This window comes from Kosakonia beeri (genome assembly GCF_054165705.1).
This window is the reverse complement of sequence record NZ_CM135106.1, coordinates 3,200,820-3,221,325: the sequence shown is the minus strand read 5'-3', so window position 1 is coordinate 3,221,325 and position 20,506 is coordinate 3,200,820. Positions and strand designations below refer to the sequence as shown.

Sequence of the window (20,506 nt, the reverse complement as noted above, 5' to 3'; positions counted from 1 at the left end):
ATCCCGCCCCCGCAAAACGAAAGGCTTTATTATGCAGTGCGCACTTTACGATGCTGGTCGTTGCCACTCCTGTCAGTGGATTGAACAACCCATCGCCACGCAACTCACCGCGAAAATGGACCATCTCCGCCACCTGCTGGATGGATTACCCGTCGCGCAGTGGTGTGTGCCGGTGAGTGGTCCGGAACAGGGGTTTCGTAATAAAGCCAAAATGGTGGTCAGCGGCAGCGTCGAAAAGCCGCTGTTGGGCATGCTGCATCGTGACGGTACGCCGGAAGATCTTACCGCGTGCCCGCTCTACCCGCCGACATTTGCCCCGGTTTTTGCCGCACTCAAGCCGTTTATTGCGCAGGCTGGATTAACCCCCTATAACGTGGCGCGTAAGCGCGGCGAATTGAAGTACCTGCTATTAACAGAGAGCCAGCAGGGCGGTGACATGATGCTGCGTTTTGTTCTGCGCTCGGAAGCTAAACTCGCGCAATTGCGCGCCGCGCTACCGGCCCTTCAGGCTCAGTTACCGCAGTTGAGAGTGATCTCCGCGAATATTCAGCCAGTGCATATGGCCATTATGGAAGGGGAGCATGAAATCTTCCTGACGGCGCAACAGGCGTTGGCGGAAAATTTTAACGGCGTACCGCTGTGGATCCGCCCACAGAGTTTTTTCCAGACCAACCCAACGGTAGCAAGTTGTCTGTATGCCACGGCGCGCGACTGGGTGCGGGCGTTGCCGGTGGCGCATATGTGGGATTTGTTCTGCGGTGTCGGTGGTTTTGGCCTGCACTGCGCCACGCCGGAAATGCGCCTGACTGGCATTGAAATCGCGCCGGAAGCCATTGCCTGCGCAACGCTATCTGCCCAGGCGCTGGGGCTGAAAAATCTGCAGTTCCAGGCGCTGGATTCCACGCAGTTCGCCACCGCGCAAGGCGACGTGCCGACGCTGGTGCTGGTTAATCCGCCAAGACGTGGTATTGGCGCACCCCTGTGTGACTATTTAAGCCGCATGGCACCGCCTTACATTGTTTATTCCAGCTGCAATGCCAGCACCATGGCCAGTGATATTCGCCGTCTGCCGGGCTACCGTGTTGAACGCGTGCAGCTGTTTGACATGTTCCCGCATACTGCCCATTACGAAGTGCTGACGTTGCTGGTTCGACATCCTTAATTTTCGTCAATGCCCTATCCGGATCCTGGTGGCATAATGCTCCGGCGTAAATAAACAATGGATAAAATGATGAAAATAAAAATGTTATTGCCGGTCATTCTCTTCGGCCTGGTGGGATGTACCTCGGTCCGTGTCACGCCGTTAGCGAAAACAGAAGCCATTAACCGGATTTGTATTCAAAAAAATGATGCGGTAAAAGTCAGCGATCTGTTGCCTGTTGTGCAGCAACGGCTGACGTACAACCATATCCAGTCGGTGGTGTTCAGCGGCAACCGTCCGGATAATTGCCCCTATATCATGAACTATACGGCGCGTCGTACCTGGGATGTGGTGCCGTATCTCTCCTCTGCCGAATTTACCATCAATCGTGATGGCGTGATGATTGCCTCGGCAGAGTTCCATTTACGCGCCGGCGGTGGATTGTCACTGATGAAATGGCGCGGAACAGACTACAAAATCAACCCGGTGATTGACCGCCTGGTTGGCGCCGCCGATTGATTCAACACCTCCCACAGCCACGCTACCCGGGTGTGGCTGCTTTAAATCGCGCATTCTGCCGCTTATTTACGCTTGCGCGAGATTATATTCTCGCTGTCTGCCGCAATTTTTGGTTTTTATACCAGGCTTAAGCATTAGCAGGTCAACTGATAATGTGGGGCAGAATGAAAGAGCAAAAACGATCAACGATTGGTATCGCGCCATACGGCGGTTCAGCAGGTGGCTGGGGCGCGCTCAAAGCGGTGGCGGACGCACTCCGCGGCCAAATGTCAGTCAAACAGGACGTGATTGCACTTTTCAAAGTTAACCAGCCGCAAGGGTTTGATTGCCCAGGCTGCGCATGGCCCGATCCACAGCATACCTCCTCGTTTGAATTTTGTGAGAACGGCGCGAAAGCGGTGTCATGGGAAGCAACCAGCAAACGCACCACGCCTGAATTCTTTGCTGCTCACACCGTCAGTGAGCTGTGGCAGCGGAATGCTTTCGAACTGGAAGGCGAAGGGCGTTTAACGCACCCGATGAAGTACGACCCGGCCAGCGATACCTATCAACCCGTTGACTGGGACACCGCTCTGCAAGAGATCGGCGAACATCTGCAAGGTTATCAGGACCCTAATAGTGTGGAGTTTTATACCTCTGGACGGGCCTCCAATGAGGCGGCATTCCTCTGGCAACTGTTTGCGCGTGAGTATGGAACAAATAACTTCCCGGATTGCTCGAATATGTGCCATGAACCGACCAGCGTGGGGTTACCGGAGTCAATCGGTGTGGGTAAGGGGACGGTGGAACTGGACGATTTTGACCATTGTGACCTGGTGCTGTGCATTGGGCATAATCCCGGCACGAACCACCCGCGTATGCTCGGTACTTTGCGGGAAGTTGCCAAACGCGGTGCCACCATCGTTGCTATCAACCCGTTGCGGGAAAGGGGGCTTGAACGTTTTACCTCGCCGCAAAGCCCCATTGAGATGCTGGCGTTAGGCTCTACCAAACTGGCCTCCACCTATTATAAAGTGCGGGTTGGCGGCGACGCCGCGATGCTCAAAGGGGTGATGAAAATCCTGTTGTCGATGCACGAAGAGGCGCAGGCAAAAGGCGACGCCGGCGTGATTGACGAGGCATTCATTCGCGAACATACACAGGGGTTCGAGGCGCTGAAAGCGGATCTCGACGCCACTGACTGGGATCATATTCTTAAGCTCTCCGGCATGGATCGCAAAGAAATTCAGAATATTGCCCGACTTTATGCCGATGCAGAGCGCACCATTATTTGTTATGGAATGGGCATCACGCAGCACCAGTATGGCACGCAAAACGTGCAGCAAATTGCTAACTTATTGCTGCTGCGCGGCAACATTGGCAAGCAAGGCGCAGGCATTTGCCCGCTGCGCGGTCACTCGAATGTTCAGGGCGATCGCACGGTTGGCATTACTGAAATTCCCGCTCCGGCACTGCTGGATCGCATTGAAAATGTATTCGGTTTTACGCCACCACGTGAGCATGGTCACGGTGCGGTGGCGGCAATCCAGACGATGCGCGACGGTAAAGTCAACGCTTTGTTGTGTCTGGGGGGTAACCTGGCAGAAGCGATTTCCGATCCGCAAACCACCTTTCCGGCGATGCGTAAGCTTGATCTGGTGGTGCATATGGCCACCAAGCTCAACCGTTCGCATTTACTGCTGGGGAAACACAATTATCTGCTACCGGTATTAGGTCGCACAGAAACCGATATGCAGCAATCGGGGGCGCAGAGCGTGACGGTGGAGGACTCGATGTCGATGGTACATGCCTCGCGCGGTACGCTGACCCCCGCCTCGCCGCACCTGAAATCTGAACCGGCACTGGTTGCAGCTCTGGCTAAAGCAACCCTGCCGGATACCGTGGTCGATTGGGACAAAATGGTGCGCGACTACAATAATATTCGCGATGCGATAGAAGCGGTCTTTCCCGATTTTCACCAGTACAACGAACGGGTAAAAACACCTGGCGGGTTCCGTCTGCCTAACGCTGCATCCGTCCGGGTGTGGAATACGCCTTCGGGCCGGGCTGAATTTAAAGTGATGCAGGGAATAAACGAAGATCCGCGATCGCTGAAATGCCACGATTTGGTGCTGACCACACTGCGCAGCCACGATCAATACAACACTACGTTGTACGGGCTTAACGATCGCTATCGCGGGGTGACCGGGCGTCGCGACGTGCTGTTTATTAATGCCGATGAAGCCGAGAAGCGTGAGCTACGTGTGGGTGATCAGGTGAATGTGGTTGCACTCGATCCGCAGGGCAACCCGACGTCGCGGCGGATGGAAAACCTGACCATTGTGGTGCTGGATATGGCACCGGGGTCGGTGGGCGCATATTACCCGGAAGCAAATGTTCTGGTCCCCCTCGACAGCCACGACACCAAAAGCGGTATTCCGGCGTATAAAAACGTGCCTGTTGCGATGGAGCGTGTTCAGGTTCCGTCAGTGACGTCCGGGGCGCGGCGGTGAAGGAAGGTGAGGAAATAAACCCGATGAGTCGAAGCTCATCGGGTTATGTGCAGATTACTGCGGGAACCACTGGTCGCTGATTTTCTGATACGTGCCGTCGGCTTTAATGGCTTTCAATGCGGCGTTCAGTTTTTCCAGCAGGGCTTTATTGTCCGGACGTACCGCAATGCCAAGGCCGGTACCAAAGTATTGCGCGTCGGTCACTTTTGGCGTAGCAACCCCCAGTTGTGGGTTGGTTTTCAGCCACTCATTTACTACTGCCGTATCGCCGAAGACGCCATCCAGACGGCCATTTTTCAGGTCGATAATCGCATTCTGGTAGCTGTCATAGGCCACTGTTTTGACTTCCGGGTGCTTATCCTGCAGGTATTTCTGGTGTGTGGTGCCGTTTTCCATACCGATACGTTTACCTTTCAGATCCTCAAAGGACTTGAAAGCGTCTTTTTTGGCAATAACCAGCGCAGAGTTGGCATAGTACGGTTCGGTAAAGGCAACCTGTTTACTACGTTCCGGCGTGATATCCATACCCGAAATCACCGCATCATATTTTTTAAATTTCAGTGCCGGGATCAGGCTGTCAAAGGCGTGGTTCGTGAACGTGCACTCTGCCTGCATCTGTTTGCACAGCGCATTGGCCAGATCGATATCAAAACCGACGATTTTGTTGTTCGCATCCATCGATTCGAACGGCGGGTAGGTGGCGGAAACGCCAAAATTAATTTTATCAGCAGCAGAGGCACCTGCGGCGAAAGTGGCGAGAAGGGCGGCCAGTATCAGTTTTTTCATTATGGAACTCCTGTCTGTCAATCTTATTGTTGTTGCCGTGTCTGAGGCATGGGCTAACAATGCCATCTACTGAATTTATATGCAACAAAAATGCTTAACTATTTTATGTGGCCAATAAAAAAGGCGGGTAATAAATGCGTTACCCGCCTCGTGTTTATTATTTATGCAATCAGTTGCGACGTTCGAAAGCCAGCGCTTTGCGTTCAATCAGACGCATCATCAGGGTCAGCAGACCATTCACCACCAGATAAATCAGACCGGCCGCACCAAATACCATCACATCGTAGGTGCGCCCGTAGAGCAACTGTCCATGCCCCATCACTTCCATCAGCGTGATGGTGTAGGCCAGCGAAGTACTCTTAAACACCAGCACCACTTCGTTGGAGTAGGAGGAGAGTGCACGTTTAAACGCATAAGGCAGCAAAATCGCCAGCGTCTCTTTTTTACTCATTCCCAGTGCCTGGCAGGATTGCCATTGACCGTCCGGAATAGCACGAATCGCCCCGTAAAAAAGCTGGGTGGTGTAGGCGGCGCTGTTCAGCGACAGTGCCAATAGTGCGCACAGCCACGGCTCCGACAGCAAATGCCAGATTACCGGGTAGTTCTGCAATGTCGGAAACTGCCCCGGCCCGTAGTAGATCAGGAAGATCTGTACCAGCAGCGGTGTGCCGGTAAACAGGGTAATGTAACCGCGCACAATCAGCGTCAGTACCGGTGTTTTCAGGGTCAGCACAATGGTGAACACCAGTGAAAGCACCAGCGCAACCACCAGTGATGCCACGGTCAGCGTCAAACTGGTATGCAGGCCTTTGAACAGTTCGGGTAAGAATTCCAGCATCAGCCCGGTCTCCGTTCAAAGCGCGTGGCGCGCAGATCAATACGTTTAAGGATCCACTGGCTGAGCAGGGTGATCACCAGGTAAATCGCCGCCGCCACAATGTACCAGGTAAACGGCTCCTGCGTACGGGTAGCGATACTTTTGGTTTGCAGCATCAGGTCGTTAACGCTGATCAGCGACACCAGTGCGGTGTCTTTGAGCAACACCAGCCACTGGTTCCCCAGCCCTGGAAGCGCATGACGCCACATTTGCGGCATCACCAGACGGAAGAAGATCGCCGCTTTCGACAGACCCAGCGCCTGGCCGGATTCGCGTTGCCCATCCGGTACGGCTTTCAGCGCGCCGCGCAGCGTTTGCGAAGCGTAGGCTGCATACAGCAGTGACAGGGCGATCACACCGCAAAAGAAGGGGCTGACATCAAAGTTCTCAATCTGTACCTGTACCGGAATGCGCACGACACCCAGGTTGATGGAAAAACCATCGGAAAGCACCAGTAACAGCTGTGAGGAGCCAAAATAGATAAACAGCACCACCAGGATTTCAGGCAAGCCGCGCAGCAGTGTGACCCACGCCGTGCCAATCCATGCAATGGGACGCCATTTAACGGACTCCCAGACGGCAAAGATCATCGCCAGAATCAGGCCGATGATCAGCGCACAAACGGCAAGGCCGACGGTCATCCCGGCGGCGCTCGCTAATGGAAACATTTCGTTCATTAAGTATTACTTCTGGAACCATTTGTTATAGATGGTCTGGTAAGTCCCATCTTTCTTCACTTTTTCCAGCGCAGTGTTGAATTTCTGCTGCAGTTCAGTGTTGCCCTGACGTACGGCGATACCTAAACCGGTGCCGAAGTACTCTTTATCAGTCACTTTGTCGCCTACTGCAGCCAGTTTGGCATCTGCTTTCAGCCACTCGGTCACTACGGCGGTGTCACCAAATACCGCATCAATACGACCGTTTTGCAGGTCGAGACGGGCGTTCTGATAGCTGTCGTAAGGTACGGTGGTAATTTCCGGGTGCTTATCGTTAATGAATTTCTGATGCGTGGTGCCGTTTTGTACGCCAACACGTTTGCCTTTCAGCTGGTCGATGCCGGTGAACTTGCCCTGCTGGCCAACAAACAGCGCAGAGTTGTCATAGTACGGGGTGGTGAACAGTACCTGTTTTTCACGCTCCGGGGTGATATCCATGCCCGCCATCACTGCGTCGAAACGACGGAATTTCAGGCTGGGGATCAGGCTGTCAAATGCCTGGTTGGTAAAAGTACAGGTAGCGTCGATCTCTTTACACAGCGCGTTAGCCAGATCCACGTCAAAACCGACGATTTTGTTGTTGGCGTCTGTGGATTCAAACGGAGGGTAGCTCGCTTCGGTCGCGAAGCGGATGGTCTGGGCTGCGGTAGCGCTAAGGCTGATGCTTGCAAGTAGCGCGGCGATCAGTACTTTTTTCATTGTCATTATTCCCGATTCTTCAGTGAGATAGGTAGTATTTAAACGCGTCGGTCTGCGGCGCGGCAAAGCAGCCCGCATCCCCTTGCTCAACAATGTGACCGTTTTCCATATACACCACGCGGCTGGCTGTCTTGCGCGCCACTTCCACTTCGTGGGTCACAATAACCTGAGTAATCCCGGTTTCTGCCAGTTCACGAATGATGCTGACGATCTGTGCGGTGATTTCCGGATCGAGCGCTGCGGTGGGTTCATCAAACAGCAGAACCTGCGGTTCCATCATCAGCGCACGGGCAATCGCCACACGCTGTTGCTGCCCGCCAGATAAATGCAGCGGATAGCGATCGCTATAGGGCGTAAGGCGTAAACGTTCCAGCAGCTTTTCGGCACGCGCCAGTGCCTGATCTTTGCTTAAACCGAGCACGCGGCACGGTGCTTCAATCAGGTTTTGCTGCACGGTCAGATGCGGCCAGAGATTGTATTGCTGAAACACCATACCCACATTCTGGCGCAATTCACGGATCGCTTTATCTGACGGGGTTTTGGCAAAATCGAACTGATTACCGGCAATGCTTAACTGGCCGGAACGCGGCATTTCCAGCAGGTTGAGTACGCGCAACAGCGAACTTTTACCCGCACCGCTTGGGCCGAGCAGCACCAGGGTCTCGCCCTGAGGGCAATCCAGTGTGATATCGAACAGCGCCTGGTGCGCGCCATAAAAGCAATTGATGCTGTTTAATTTAATACTCATCGAAGCAGTCTGATAGCAATTGAGGCCGCAAATAGTAACGTTGACAGAATAGTTATGCAATATTTGTGCGTTAAAACTTAAAAATAAACCAAGTTCACACATAAAGTTAGCACAAAATACCGGGGCGGGAGGGAACCAGGCATAAATGTCGGCATTCGTCGCGGAATGCCAGACATTTTACGGGGATTATTTATTCACCTTGCATACAGTCACCGATGGGCAAGGGACTGGCGCAGCGTGCCTGATGGAGCATTGATCTTACCGCCCATATAGCGCACATCATCCACTGCCCAGCACTGGCCTTCACGGATCATCAGCACTTCATCTTGCCACTGCTGGCTGCCCTGGCTCAGCGTGACGCGCAGGGGAATATTTCGTGCATCGGTATTCGGAATGCTCGACGCGCTGGCGACATCCGCCCCGGTTGGCGCAACACTGTGGCTGGAGAACGGGTCAGCTTTCAGGAATGCAGCGTTACGCGTGTCGCGGCTGGCATCGGCGAGTGTTTTAGCGAGCGAGTCGCTCAGGTAGGGACGCAGCGCGTCCAGGTTGCTGTTGGGATGGGCAATACGGTAGTCGTAAAATTGTTGCGCGACACTATCGGGGCCGCCTTCAACACACGGGCCGCTACGAGTACCAATATCCTTAAATGCCGGTGTGACAGTGGTACAGGCGCTCAATAACAGCGCGCAGGGCATTACAACAGACAAAACGGAATAGCGCATGATGATTTCCTTATTTCTCTTAAGATGTCACTCCCTTTCAAGAATAGTGTATTGATCTGATAATGTGTGTCGTAACGCACTGATGACTAAAAGGAGAAGACGATGCAATTTTCCACAACGCCAACCCTCGAAGGGCAACCAATCGTTGAATACTGCGGTGTGGTCACCGGGGAAGCCATTCTCGGGGCGAATATTTTTCGCGACTTCTTTGCCGGCATCCGCGACATCGTTGGCGGGCGCGCCGGATCGTATGAAAAAGAGCTGCGCAAAGCGCGGGAAATTGCCTTCCACGAACTGGGTGAGCAGGCCAAAGCGCTGGGAGCAAATGCGGTCGTCGGTATTGATATTGATTATGAAACTGTCGGCAAAGACGGCAGTATGTTAATGGTCAGCGTCAGTGGTACGGCGGTGAAAACGCGCCCATGAAAAGAGGGATAGTCATACTGCTGGCGTGGCTGCTGGTGGGATGCGCGAGCGAAAAAGGCATTATTGATAAAGCCCATTATCAGCTTGATACCCGACGGCAGGCACAGGCGGCTTACCCCCGGGTAAAAGTGCTGGTTATTCACTACACGGCAGACGATTTTGATGTATCACTGGCCACACTCACCGATAAACAGGTCAGTTCGCACTATTTGATCCCGGCCAGCCCGCCGCGCCATGGCGGAAAACCGAGGATCTGGCAACTTGTGCCGGAGCAGGATCTTGCCTGGCATGCTGGCGTCAGCTTCTGGCGAGGGGCAACGCGGATTAACGATACCTCCATCGGTATTGAACTGGAGAATCGCGGCTGGCGTAACACTCCGCAAGGAAAACAATTCGCGCCTTTTGCGCCAGCGCAAATTACTGCGTTGATTCCACTGGTAAAAGATATTGTTGCGCGCTACAACATTGCCCCGCAAAACGTGGTAGCGCATGCGGATATTGCCCCGCAGCGTAAAGACGATCCGGGGCCACTGTTCCCCTGGCAGGCACTTGCTGTTCAGGGCATCGGGGCCTGGCCGGATCGAGAGCGCGTGGCGTTTTATCTGCAAGGGCGTCCGCCGTATCAGGCTGTTGATAACGCTTTGTTGCTCGATTTACTGGCGCGCTATGGCTATGAGGTCAAACCGCAAATGACGCTGGAGCAACAGAAACGGGTGATCATGGCGTTTCAAATGCATTTCCGCCCTGCATTGTGGAATGGGATGGCGGATGCCGAGAGTGTGGCGATTGCCGAAGCATTACTGGAAAAATATGGGCAGGCGGGATAACCGCTGCAGGTTTATTAATGACGAGGTCAACGCACATGATGTTTCGCATCATCACCGGCATGCTCCTGATGGCGGCTTTTTCAACGCAGGCTGCGCTGAAGCCGGTGTACGGTTGTTCTTACTGGAATAAAAAAACCGACACACTGGAAAAGCTCGACAAATGCGCAGCAGTAAAAGAGGGCAAACTGGTGTTCTTGCCGGATCTGTTCGCCAAAAGCCACGATGTGGATGGTATGTCGTGGGTCGGGTTATATGATTACACGCGCGATGCGCAATTGCCGGATGCGGATTATTACGTGCGTTCCGCGGATAATTACCTGTCAGTGGTTCACTTTGATAACGGTCCGGACTGGTTTGTCGAAGGGCTGGTGCGCTCCCGGCAGAATGGCAAAGTTGGCTACTGGGATGACACGTTTCGCAACCGGATTGCACCGCAGTTCGATTATGCCTGGCAGTTTAATGCGGGAAAAGCGCTGGTCTGCAATGGCTGCGCGCCGCAAAAGGATGGCGAGCACGTAGCTCTGATGGGCGGTCAATGGTTCTACATTGATAAAAACGGCCAGCGCGTCTCTGAAATCAAGTCAGGGCCGTTTTAACCCGTCTTAGCGGTGCAACGTGCCGTGGTCTTTTAGCCAGTACGCCGTGCGTTCAATGCCTTCATCCAGCGTGACAATCGGCGTATAACCCAGCTCTTCTTTGGCTCGGGAGATGTCCAGCGTAAAGTCGAAATTGAGTTTCGACACGCCATAGTGAGTAAAGGCCGGCTCTTTCGAACGCTTATCGCCGAAGTGCTCCATACTGCGTGCCACCATATCCAGCATCGCATAGGGAACCGAACGGATACGGCAGTGAATATTCAGCTCATCAATCAACTTCTGCACAATGCTGCGTAGCGAGCGTGGTTCACCGTTGGTGATGTTATATGCGCGCCCGGATGGCAGGTTGTCGCAATGTTGCTGGCTCGCCAGCCACATCGCATGTACCGCATTTTCGTAGTAGGTCATATCCACCAGCGCATCGCCGCCACGGGGCAGTAATACGCTGCGGTAGTGGTGCATCATTTGCGCCAGACGGGGAATAAACACTTTGTCGTGCGGGCCAAAGAGACTTTGCGGGCGCAAAACAGTAAAGCGGGTGTTGGGGTTGGCCTGAGCGAGCAGATCGATCACTTCTTCTCCGGCTGCTTTGCTGCGTGCGAATTCGTTAGCAAAACGAACAGGGCGAAACGTCTCCTGAATATCCCGGTGGTGATGATAATCAAAATAGAGTGAAGGGGAGGAGATATGAATGAAGTTCCGCACTCCCCACGCCACCGCCCATTCACCCAGGCGACGGGTGGCACGCACATTGGCGAGATCAAAGGCTTGCTGAGTGCCCCACGGCGAAGTAAAGCTGGAGCAGTGCCACAGCGTGTCGATTCCGGCGAGCATCACCTTGGCCTGCGATGAGACCAGCTCGGTCAGATCTGCATGCACAAACTCCGCGCCCATTTTGCTCAGCACCTTGCCCATGGCTTCGTTGCGGCCAGTTGCCCGGACGCTGATACCTTTTTGACGGAGATATTCGACCGCGTTTCGGCCTAAACCGCTGGTGGCGCCCGTGACCAGAACCTTCATATCAATCCACTAGTTTGAATGGCATTTATCGCGCGCATTCTTCCGTGAATTACGCCGCTATGCAATGGGATTGATGAAAGAAAAACGGTTAACGTCAGACTTTTTCTGCATTTTGTTCTGCCAGACGGGCAATTTTTTGCGCCATCCCACGAAAAATGAACAGGTGCGCCGGGAACATCGCCAGCCAGTAGCCCAGCCCTGGCATACCGTGTGGATGCCACCAGGCGCGGACATCCAGTAGCCGGTAATCACCTTTGTCGGTAAGGGTAAAACAGAGCCTTCCCAGACCGGGCGCTTTCATGCCAAACAACAACGCCAGTTGTTCCTCGGGTTCGACGATGATCACTTTCCAACTGTCTACCGCGTCGCCAGTCTGTAAATATGCCCGATCCGGGCGGCCACGCGGCAGTTTATGGCCAGCCAGGTGATCCAGCGCGGCACGCGCCTGCCACAGTAAATTGCCAAAAAAGTAACGCTCTTTACCGCCGATCCGGTTTACCACTTCCCATAATGCGCTCAGGCTGGCGCGGGTTTGTACCGTATAACCCGCCTGTTTGGGGTAATAACCATACTGCGGGCGCCAGCGGGAAAATGCCTGCGGGTCATAGCCCCAGTCGCTGGAGTTGACCAGTTTTTCCTCTTCCTGCAGCGTGCGCCGAACCGCGTCATCAAATGGGATCAGCGTTTGAGGGATCAGGCGACGCAGGGCGCGGTCGTCCGCCAGCAGATCGTGCTTAAGCCCCTGGATCAGGGCTTTCGCTATGGAGGGCGGCACCGAGGTGATCAGATGCAAAAACCAAACGGAAATGAGCCGTGTCGGCAGCGGGATGGGGATCAGCGGACGGTGTACACCACTGACGGCCATAAAATGGGCGAACTGTTGCTGATAACTCAGCACGTCTGGCCCGGCAGCTTCAAAGACGCGGTGTTCCGGGGCCGGGTGGTTAAGTAACGCCAGCAGATAATAGAGCAGATTTTCCAGCGCAATCGGCGTGGTACGTGAACGTACCCAACGCGGCGGCGTCAGCACCGGCAGGTTAAAAACCATATCACGCATGACTTCGAACGCTGCCGAGCCCGCACCAACAATGATCCCGGCTCGCAGCTCGGTGACCGGCGTACCCGCTGCCCGCAGCAGATCGCCAGTATATTGTCGGGCCAGTAAATGATCGGAATCTGTCGCGCCCGGGGCCTGCAATGAGCTGAGGTAAATCACCTGCTTAACCGGCGTTTCCCGTAGCGCATCACGCACATTGAGGGCAATTTGCCGCTCATGTGCTACCAAGTCGCCACGTTCACCCATGCTGTGCACCAGATAGTAGAGCGTATCGACATCCTGTAACAGTGCGGGCAGCTCTTGTGGCCAGTAGAGATCAACACAGTGAAAACTCACCCCCGGCAATGACTGTTTTTGTAACCGGTTCAGGCGTCTCGCCACCGCTTTCACGTGATGGCCCTGCTGACTCAGCGCAGTGACCAGCCGTTGCCCGATATAACCGCTGGCGCCCAGCACCAGGATCCGCTGCGCCACATGCTGCTCCTTAACGTTGTAAAAAGGCTTGCCAGTGGCGAACGACGTCTGCCAGTTGCTGACGATCCACATCAAGATGAGTTACCAGTCGCACGACGGAAGAGGCGTTAATCAGGACGCCGCGTTCGCGCATAAACGCGCCCAGCGCCTTCGCCGGCTCGCCCACGCGGATAAACAGCATATTCGTGTCATGGCGCATGACATCCGCGCCGATCTCGCGCAGCTGTGCGGCCAGCCAGGCGGCGTTCTGATGATCGTCTTTCAGACGGGCAACGTTGTGTTTCAGAGCATACAGCCCCGCTGCCGCAAGGAAACCTGCCTGACGCATCCCGCCGCCGGTCATTTTACGCCAGCGAAGCGCACGGGCAATAAAGGCGTTGTCGCCAAGCAACAGTGAGCCGACCGGTGTACCGAGGCCTTTCGACAGGCAAATCGTGAACGAGTCACAATATTGTGCAATGTCTTTTAGCGCGCAGTCATACTCTACCAGGGCATTGAAGATACGTGCGCCGTCAACGTGCAGCGCCAGCCCGCGTTCACGGGTAAATTCCCATGCCTGTTGCAGGTAGTCGCGCGGCAACACTTTGCCATTATGGGTGTTTTCCAGACTGAGTAATTTGGTGCGGGCGAAATGGATATCATCGGCTTTGATTTTGGCAGCGACTTTATCCAGCGGCAGCGTACCATCAGCGGCGGCATCAATCGGCTGCGGCTGAATACTGCCCAGCACTGCGGCACCGCCCGCCTCATAGAGATAGTTATGCGCGCCCTGGCCGACAATGTACTCTTCTCCGCGTTCGCAATGGCTAAGCAGGGCAACCAGATTGGCCTGGGTACCGGTCGGCAGAAACAGGGCAGCTTCTTTGCCACTGAGTTCTGCGGCATAACGTTGCAGTTCATTCACCGTCGAGTCATCCCCGTACACATCATCCCCGACCGGCGCGGCCATCATCTGTTCGAGCATGGCGCGCCCCGGGCGGGTGACGGTATCACTGCGTAAATCAATCACGGCATTTCCTTATCTTACGATGGGTCATGCCTCTTTTTACCTGAGCCAGTTGGTTTTCGCCAGTTCGATCACTTCATCGCCGCGGCCGCTAATAATGGCGCGCATCATATACAGGCTAAAGCCTTTGGCCTGCTCCAGTTTGATTTGCGGCGGGATCGCCAGCTCTTCTTTCGCGACGGTAACATCCACCAGTACCGGGCCATCCGTAGCAAAGGCCCGTTGCAGCGCATCATCCACGTCGGCGGAGGACTCCACGCGAATGCCTGGAATACCGCAAGCCTCGGCGATGCGGGCAAAGTTGGTGTCGTGCAGTTCCGTGCCATCGGTCAGGTAACCGCCTGCTTTCATCTCCATAGCCACAAACCCCAGCACGCTGTTATTAAAGACGATGATTTTCAGGGGCAATTTCATCTGTACCACTGAGAGAAAATCGCCCATCAGCATACTGAAGCCGCCATCACCGCACAGCGCCACCACTTGTCTTTCGGGATGGGTGGCCTGCGCACCCAGCGCTTGCGGCATCGCATTGGCCATGGAGCCGTGGTTAAACGAGCCCAGCAGGCGGCGTTTGCCATTCATTTTCAGGTAGCGGGCCGCCCATACGGTTGGCGTGCCAACATCACAGGTAAAAATGGCGTCATCATCGGCGAAGCGACTAATCTGCTGGGCCAGATATTGCGGGTGAATCGCTTTATCGCTCGGTTTGGCCAGTTCGTCCAGGCCTTTCCGTGCCTCACGATAGTCAGACAGCGCCTTATCCAGGAAGCGGCGATCGGTTTTTGCTTCCAGCAAGGGTAACAGGGCCGCAAGCGTGGCTTTGATATCACCGACCAGCGCCATATCGACTTTGCTGTGCGCACCGATACTGCCAGGATTAATGTCGATCTGAATAATTTTTGCGTCGGTAGGGTAAAAAGCGCGGTAAGGGAACTGTGTGCCCAGCAGCACTAAGGTGTCGGCGTTCATCATGGTATGGAACCCGGACGAGAAGCCAATCAACCCGGTCATGCCCACATCGTAAGGGTTGTCATACTCCACATGTTCTTTACCGCGCATGGCGTGCACAATCGGCGCATTCAGTTTGCCGGCAAAGGCCAGCAATTCCTCATGCGCGCCCGCACAGCCACTCCCGCACATCAGCGCGATATTGCTCGAATAGCGCAACAGTTGCGCCAGTTTTTTCAGTTCTTCTTCTGTAGGGGTAACGACGGGTTGCGGTGCGCTGTACCAATTGCTGCTGGCAGATTCGGGGGCGGGCTTGAGCGCCACGTCGCCGGGCAGCACAATCACGGACACCCCTTTATTGAGTACCGCTTTGCGCATGGCAATCGCCAGTACCTGCGGGATCTGCTCCGGGGTGGAAACCAGTTCGCAATAATGACTGCATTCGCGAAACAGCTCCTGTGGGTGGGTTTCCTGAAAATAACCGCTACCAATTTCGCTGGAGGGAATATGCGCCGCGATAGCCAGCACCGGAACATGGTTGCGGTGGCAATCAAACAGACCGTTGATCAGATGCAGGTTGCCTGGCCCGCAGGAGCCGGCACACACTGCCAGTTCGCCGGTAAGCTGCGCCTCTGCCCCGGCGGCAAACGCGGCCACTTCCTCATGGCGCGTCGGCATCCAGTTGATGGTGCCCATGCGATTGAGACTGTCGCTCAGGCCATTAAGGGAGTCTCCAGTCACGCCCCAAATTCGTTTTACGCCGGCCTGTTCCAGCGTTTTGGCGATATACGCTGCCACTGTCTGTTTCATTTAACGCGCTCCTTTTTGTGATCTTGCTTACAAGCTTAGACAATGAATGCGTGACAGTGAGAGATTGCGCTGACCCTGAATAAAACAGGGGTTTATTTTTCTTATAGTTCGGAATATTCTGACAATGGTCGATGAAAACAGGAATCATTTCAAATGGTTAAATCATTGTTAAACTCAGTTAATAATATGTTTTCGCATGAGGATTTCGGCAAGTTATTGCTGCGCTTGCTGGTGGGCGGCTTAATGTTATTCCACGGTCTGCACAAGTTAATCGGCGGTATTGATGGCATCGCCGGTATGCTGGCAGCAAAAGGGATCCCGGGCTTTGTGGCTTATGGCGTGCTGGTGGGTGAAGTGCTGTGTCCGATCCTGCTCATTCTTGGCGTGTTTACCCGCCCGTCAGCGCTGGTGCTGGCGTTTACCATGGTGGTGGCCTGGTTACTGGTTGGGATAGGCAAAACCGGGACGCTGGATGCAACCGGCGCGTGGGCTATTGAAAGTATTGTTTATTTCTTTATCGGGGCACTGGTTGTTGCGTTTATTGGCGCAGGCCGTTATTCCGTGGCGCCAGCCTGGAAGTAGTGCGAACCCGCACATCTTTGTTAACGCTGATCACACGTCATAAAAAAACGCCCTTCATTATAAAGGGCGTTTTGCTTTATCAATGCCTTACGCCAGCACCAAATCCCCTTGTGGGTGGCAGGAGCACGCCAGCACATAGCCGTCGGCAATCTCCTGTTCTGTCAGTGTCATCGTGCTGCTCACGGTATACTCGCCGGAGATCACCTGCGTTTTACAGCAACCGCAAACGCCTGCGCGGCAGGCGGCAACCACCGGCATTTTATTGCTTTCCAGTGCCTCCAGCAGGGAGCTACCGACGGGGGCATAAAACGTTTTCAGCGGAGAAAGCTTGCTGAATTTCAGCCCGCTTGTTGCGGCTTCTGCCACCGGCGTAAAGAATTTTTCTTTAAAGAAATATTTCACGCCCAGCGCTTTCACTTCTTGTTCAACCCAGTCCATATAAGGCGCCGGGCCGCAGGTCATGACAGTGCGTTGTGCCAGGTCCGGCACACAGGTAAGCAGTTCACGGCTCAGACGGCCAGCGGCAAAGCCGGTGGTCGCATTGTTTTCTGCCACCAGCGTGACCGGAAAATCACGCCATTCGTCGGCAAAAATCACATCTTCCGGCGAACGCACATTGAAAATGACCTGAACATCCGCGTGCGGGCGGTTTTTCGCCAGCCACCGGCGCATGGACATAATTGGTGTCACGCCGCACCCTGCCGCCAGCAGCAACAGCTTATCGTTTGGCTTATCGTCGCAGGTAAATTCCCCCTGCGCGGCAGAAAGCCACAGATAATCGCCGCGTTTCACCTCCCGTGTCAGCCATTGCGAGCCTGCGCCATCATCAATACGACGTACGGTCAGCGTAATGTATTCGCTCACGCCCGGCGTGGATGAAAGGGTATAAGCACGGAGCGTTTCCGCGCTGTTGCGAATGCTCACCAGCGCGTATTGCCCGGCACGGTACGGGTAGTAATCATGGCACAGCAGCGACAACGTCCAGACATCCGGCGTTTCCTGCCGGATGTGGTGAACCTGCATACGCCATGGGCATTGAGGGGTTGGCATGGTCATCGTTAACTCCTTATGCGCTCAGCAACTGCTGCATATCCTGTTCAACGGTCGTTACCTGGCGCAGGCCGAATTTTTCGTTCAGCACCGCCAGCAGATCCGGTGTCAGGAAGCCAGGTGCGGTCGGGCCGGTAACAATGTTGGTGACGCCAAGTGAGAGCAACGTCAGCAAAATGACAATTGCCTTTTGTTCGAACCAGGAGAGCACCAGCGACAGCGGCAGATCGTTGACGCCGCAGCCCAGTTTCTCTGCCAGCGTTACTGCGAGAATAATCGCAGAGTAGGCGTCGTTGCACTGACCGGCATCGATCAGGCGCGGCAGCCCTTCAATGTTGCCGAAGTCGAGCTTGTTAAAGCGATATTTACCGCACGCCAGTGTCAGGATCAGGCAGTCGTCCGGCACCTGGGTGGCAAAGTCTGTGAAGTAGTTACGTTCACCGCGCGCGCCGTCACACCCGCCCACCAGGAAGACGTGACGCAGTTTTTCGCGGCTTACCAGATCGATCAACGAATCCACCGCGCCGAGCAGGGTCTGGCGGCCAAAACCGACGGTGATCAGATGTTCGATTTCGCTGAACGGGAAACCTGCCATTTGCTGTGCCTGATTAATCACCGGCGCGAAATCGTCACCTTCCAGATGGTTCACGCCCGGCCAGCCGACGATACTGCGGGTCCAGATACGATCGTCATATGCGCCAACGGTCGGATCGATAATGCAGTTAGAAGTCATCACAATCGGGCCAGGGAAGCGGGCAAATTCTACTTGCTGGTTCTGCCAGCCGCTGCCGTAGTTACCGACCAGATGTTTAAATTTACGCAGTTCCGGGTAACCATGCGCCGGTAACATTTCGCCATGGGTATAGACGTTAACGCCGGTGCCTTCGGTTTGTTGCAACAGATTGTAGAGATCTTTCAGGTCATGGCCGGAAATCAAAATGCACTTACCGGCAACCGCTTTAACATTCACCTGGGTTGGCGTCGGGTGACCATACATGCTGGTTTCACCCGCGTCGAGAATACTCATCACGCTGAAGTTCATCTGGCCAATTTCCATTGAACATTCCAGCAGCGCGTTCATATCGGCAGGCCAGGTTCCCAGCCATGCCATAATTTTGTGGTAACGCGCGTAGATATCATTGTCGTACTGCCCGAGAACATGGGCATGTTCCATATAAGCCGCAGCACCTTTCAGACCATACAGGCATAGCAGACGCAGGCCGAGAATATTTTCGCCAATCGCGGCTTTATCTTTGTTCGGGGTAAATTCGGTGGCCTGACGTTGCAGTTCACCCAGATCGTCGCTTACCAGTTGCAGGTCGGCCATCGGGTTGTTCACGCTGGCCTGCGGATCGATCGCGAGGCAGAGCGCTTTCAGCGCCTCACGTTTGGCAATCGCCTCACGGGCATAACCCACAATACGCGGGGAATCGAAGTTGACATTGGTCAGGGTAGAGAAGAACGCACGCGGAGCGAAGCTATCAACCTCATGGTCGATCAGATCGTAATCGCGGGCTTTGCTGGCCCAGGCGGAGAGCCCCTGTAACGCGGCAATCAGCAAATCCTGAAGGTCGGAGGTTTCGGCGGTTTTACCGCACATCCCCTGCGCATACGCACAGCCATTTCCTGCCGGGGTTCGGATGGTTTGTTCACATTGCACACAGAACATGGTCACACCTATATTATGTTAAAGTTATATTTGAAATGCATGTTTAAGATTATGCTGGCGTGCGGAGGCTTAAAAGGTCTTTTGTGTGCAAATTAAGGGGAGATTGATTTAGCGCAAGTTTAGCGGCAGAGATCTACCGCCAAAGGAGTATCAGGCAGAGAAGAAGGCCATCAATAATGGCACCAGCAGACTGAGCGCAAAGCCATGCACAATGGCTGCGGGCACCAGTTCCAGCCCACCCGAACGCTGCAGCACGGGTAAGGTAAAGTCCATAGAGGTGGCGCCGCACAAACCCAGCGCTGTGGAGCGACTGCGGCGAACAAGTCCAGGGATTAACATAATGGCGATCAGTTCACGCGCCAGATCGGTAAAGAACGCCGCGCTGCCAATGACCGGGCCAAAGGATTCTGTTAACAAAATACCGGATAGCGAATACCAGCCAAACCCGGAGGCCATTGCCAGACCGGTTTTCATTGGCAGTCCTAACAGCAAGGCGTTGATCACGCCGCCCGCCAGTGAACTGACAACAACGACCACTGAGATAATCATGCCACGGCGATTCAGGACAATCTGTTTCAGCGTCATACCGCTGTTACGCAGCTGAAGGCCCACTAAAAACAGCAGGAAAATCAATGTATATTCACTGGCTTCAGTCGCGTGCTCTAAAAAGGCCAGCCCGCTAAGACCGAGGGCGAAACCGAGCATCACCACGCCGCAAAGGCGCAGGGATTCCAGCGCCATGGCAATGCGTGAGGGCAGCTTTTCCTGCTGATGCTGGTGTTGCCAGGGCAGGGATCTTTCCAGCCACAGCAACGCGGTCGCATTACACAACAGGATCACCGTTACGCTCACGGCACTGTAATGAAAAATAGACAGCAGGTTGCTGCTGAGGTTATCCAGAAACGCGAGGCTAATACCCATAAAAAACAGGATCAAATAAACAATCCAGCTCAATAATTTATTAATCCAATGCAGGGTGGTGCGGTGGCGCAGCGGAATAAGATAGCCGCCAATCAACGGCAGAAGAATAATTAACAATCCTGAAAGCATGAACAGCCCGAATCCTTGCAAAATGTAACACTCGGGTAACACACTACCGAATGGTGTGAAATGAGTAAAGCAGCGAAAAGCGAGCAAGATTATGCACATTAGCTTCGCTTACTTCGCGCCAGTGAGAAAAAGGCGATCGTCGTTTTCCTGCAGCGCGTACGGCCAGTCACTCCGCCGATCGGCAACCTGTTATTCTGATGGCCCATCCGGAACATCCAGGAGAGCGCGTAAAGGGTGACAATTCCTCTTTATGCGCACCTCTGCCAGTAAGTCACCTTTTTACCAATG

At 54.3% G+C, this 20,506-nt stretch carries 20 protein-coding genes; 7 read left to right on the top strand and 13 right to left on the bottom strand.

The features are described from left to right. Positions 1 to 31 precede the first annotated feature (31 nt). The 3 genes from rlmC to ACUY4S_RS15260 all read left to right on the top strand — a co-directional run bounded on the left by rlmC (position 32) and on the right by ACUY4S_RS15260 (position 4,152). A complete protein-coding gene (gene rlmC, locus ACUY4S_RS15270; protein ID WP_312688517.1) occupies positions 32 to 1,162 on the top strand; it encodes a 23S rRNA (uracil(747)-C(5))-methyltransferase RlmC in 1,131 nt (376 codons plus the stop codon). A 66-nt stretch (positions 1,163 to 1,228) separates the two neighbouring features. Continuing rightward, a complete protein-coding gene (locus ACUY4S_RS15265) occupies positions 1,229 to 1,660 on the top strand; it encodes an Sbal_3080 family lipoprotein (protein WP_312688519.1) in 432 nt (143 codons plus the stop codon). 164 nt (positions 1,661 to 1,824) lie between these two features. Then, a complete protein-coding gene (locus ACUY4S_RS15260; protein ID WP_458021610.1) occupies positions 1,825 to 4,152 on the top strand; it encodes an FdhF/YdeP family oxidoreductase in 2,328 nt (775 codons plus the stop codon). A gap of 54 nt (positions 4,153 to 4,206) precedes the next feature. Here the strand turns inward: ACUY4S_RS15260 and artJ are convergent, their stop codons facing one another. The 6 genes from artJ to ACUY4S_RS15230 form a co-directional block, all read right to left on the bottom strand. After that, entirely contained in the window at positions 4,207 to 4,938 is a 732-nt protein-coding gene (artJ, locus tag ACUY4S_RS15255; RefSeq protein ID WP_312688523.1) for an arginine ABC transporter substrate-binding protein ArtJ, read from the bottom strand. Positions 4,939 to 5,107: 169 nt separating this feature from the next. Next, positions 5,108 to 5,776 carry an arginine ABC transporter permease ArtM gene (gene artM, locus ACUY4S_RS15250; protein WP_312688525.1) on the bottom strand — a complete coding sequence of 223 codons (669 nt, stop codon included), beginning with the start codon at positions 5,774 to 5,776 and terminating at the stop codon, positions 5,108 to 5,110. Next, positions 5,776 to 6,492 (bottom strand): arginine ABC transporter permease ArtQ, encoded by a 717-nt coding sequence (artQ, locus tag ACUY4S_RS15245; protein WP_312688527.1) that lies wholly within the window; start codon positions 6,490 to 6,492, stop codon positions 5,776 to 5,778. Before artQ ends, artM begins: the two co-directional genes overlap by 1 nt. 6 nt (positions 6,493 to 6,498) lie before the next feature. Next, on the bottom strand, positions 6,499 to 7,230 hold the full coding sequence (gene artI, locus ACUY4S_RS15240; RefSeq protein WP_312688529.1) for an arginine ABC transporter substrate-binding protein ArtI: 732 nt from the start codon (positions 7,228 to 7,230) through the stop codon (positions 6,499 to 6,501). Between the two features lie 19 nt (positions 7,231 to 7,249). Then, positions 7,250 to 7,978, bottom strand: a complete 729-nt coding sequence (gene artP, locus ACUY4S_RS15235; protein WP_312688531.1) for an arginine ABC transporter ATP-binding protein ArtP — start codon at positions 7,976 to 7,978, stop codon at positions 7,250 to 7,252. A 209-nt stretch (positions 7,979 to 8,187) separates the two neighbouring features. Next, positions 8,188 to 8,703 (bottom strand): lipoprotein, encoded by a 516-nt coding sequence (locus tag ACUY4S_RS15230; protein ID WP_458021609.1) that lies wholly within the window; start codon positions 8,701 to 8,703, stop codon positions 8,188 to 8,190. A 102-nt stretch (positions 8,704 to 8,805) separates the two neighbouring features. Here ACUY4S_RS15230 and ACUY4S_RS15225 point away from each other — a divergent pair, with 102 nt between their 5' ends. From ACUY4S_RS15225 to ACUY4S_RS15215, 3 genes are read left to right on the top strand one after another with little or no spacing between them, the layout of a single operon-like run. Continuing rightward, positions 8,806 to 9,129, top strand: coding sequence for a heavy metal-binding domain-containing protein (locus tag ACUY4S_RS15225; RefSeq protein WP_458021608.1), 324 nt, complete (start codon positions 8,806 to 8,808; stop codon positions 9,127 to 9,129). After that, entirely contained in the window at positions 9,126 to 9,956 is an 831-nt protein-coding gene (locus ACUY4S_RS15220; protein ID WP_312688536.1) for an N-acetylmuramoyl-L-alanine amidase, read from the top strand. Before ACUY4S_RS15225 ends, ACUY4S_RS15220 begins: the two co-directional genes overlap by 4 nt. A 35-nt stretch (positions 9,957 to 9,991) precedes the next feature. After that, positions 9,992 to 10,552 carry a WG repeat-containing protein gene (locus tag ACUY4S_RS15215; RefSeq protein WP_458021607.1) on the top strand — a complete coding sequence of 187 codons (561 nt, stop codon included), beginning with the start codon at positions 9,992 to 9,994 and terminating at the stop codon, positions 10,550 to 10,552. A gap of 6 nt (positions 10,553 to 10,558) precedes the next feature. On the opposite strand, the gene ACUY4S_RS15210 is transcribed toward ACUY4S_RS15215, so the two are convergent. The 4 genes from ACUY4S_RS15210 to poxB form a co-directional block, all read right to left on the bottom strand. After that, on the bottom strand, positions 10,559 to 11,572 hold the full coding sequence (locus tag ACUY4S_RS15210) for a 3-beta-hydroxysteroid dehydrogenase (protein WP_458021606.1): 1,014 nt from the start codon (positions 11,570 to 11,572) through the stop codon (positions 10,559 to 10,561). Between the two features lie 94 nt (positions 11,573 to 11,666). After that, positions 11,667 to 13,103: a DUF2867 domain-containing protein gene (locus ACUY4S_RS15205; RefSeq protein WP_458021669.1), complete on the bottom strand. Its 1,437-nt coding sequence runs from the start codon at positions 13,101 to 13,103 to the stop codon at positions 11,667 to 11,669. A gap of 10 nt (positions 13,104 to 13,113) precedes the next feature. Then, on the bottom strand, positions 13,114 to 14,112 hold the full coding sequence (gene ltaE / locus ACUY4S_RS15200; RefSeq protein ID WP_458021605.1) for a low-specificity L-threonine aldolase: 999 nt from the start codon (positions 14,110 to 14,112) through the stop codon (positions 13,114 to 13,116). 36 nt (positions 14,113 to 14,148) lie between these two features. Beyond that, entirely contained in the window at positions 14,149 to 15,867 is a 1,719-nt protein-coding gene (gene poxB / locus ACUY4S_RS15195) for a ubiquinone-dependent pyruvate dehydrogenase (protein ID WP_458021604.1), read from the bottom strand. 153 nt (positions 15,868 to 16,020) lie between these two features. Here poxB and ACUY4S_RS15190 point away from each other — a divergent pair, with 153 nt between their 5' ends. Beyond that, the gene (locus ACUY4S_RS15190) at positions 16,021 to 16,449 is read left to right on the top strand and encodes a DoxX family protein (protein WP_312688542.1); all 429 of its coding nucleotides are present in this window, start codon (positions 16,021 to 16,023) and stop codon (positions 16,447 to 16,449) included. An 87-nt stretch (positions 16,450 to 16,536) separates the two neighbouring features. Here ACUY4S_RS15190 and hcr read toward each other — a convergent pair whose 3' ends face one another. From hcr to ACUY4S_RS15175, 3 genes are all read right to left on the bottom strand, one after another. Next, positions 16,537 to 17,505: an NADH oxidoreductase gene (hcr, locus tag ACUY4S_RS15185; protein WP_458021603.1), complete on the bottom strand. Its 969-nt coding sequence runs from the start codon at positions 17,503 to 17,505 to the stop codon at positions 16,537 to 16,539. 10 nt (positions 17,506 to 17,515) lie between these two features. Beyond that, positions 17,516 to 19,168 (bottom strand): hydroxylamine reductase, encoded by a 1,653-nt coding sequence (gene hcp, locus ACUY4S_RS15180; protein WP_312688544.1) that lies wholly within the window; start codon positions 19,166 to 19,168, stop codon positions 17,516 to 17,518. Positions 19,169 to 19,318: 150 nt separating this feature from the next. Next, positions 19,319 to 20,218 (bottom strand): LysO family transporter, encoded by a 900-nt coding sequence (locus ACUY4S_RS15175; protein ID WP_458021602.1) that lies wholly within the window; start codon positions 20,216 to 20,218, stop codon positions 19,319 to 19,321. Positions 20,219 to 20,506 lie beyond the last annotated feature (288 nt).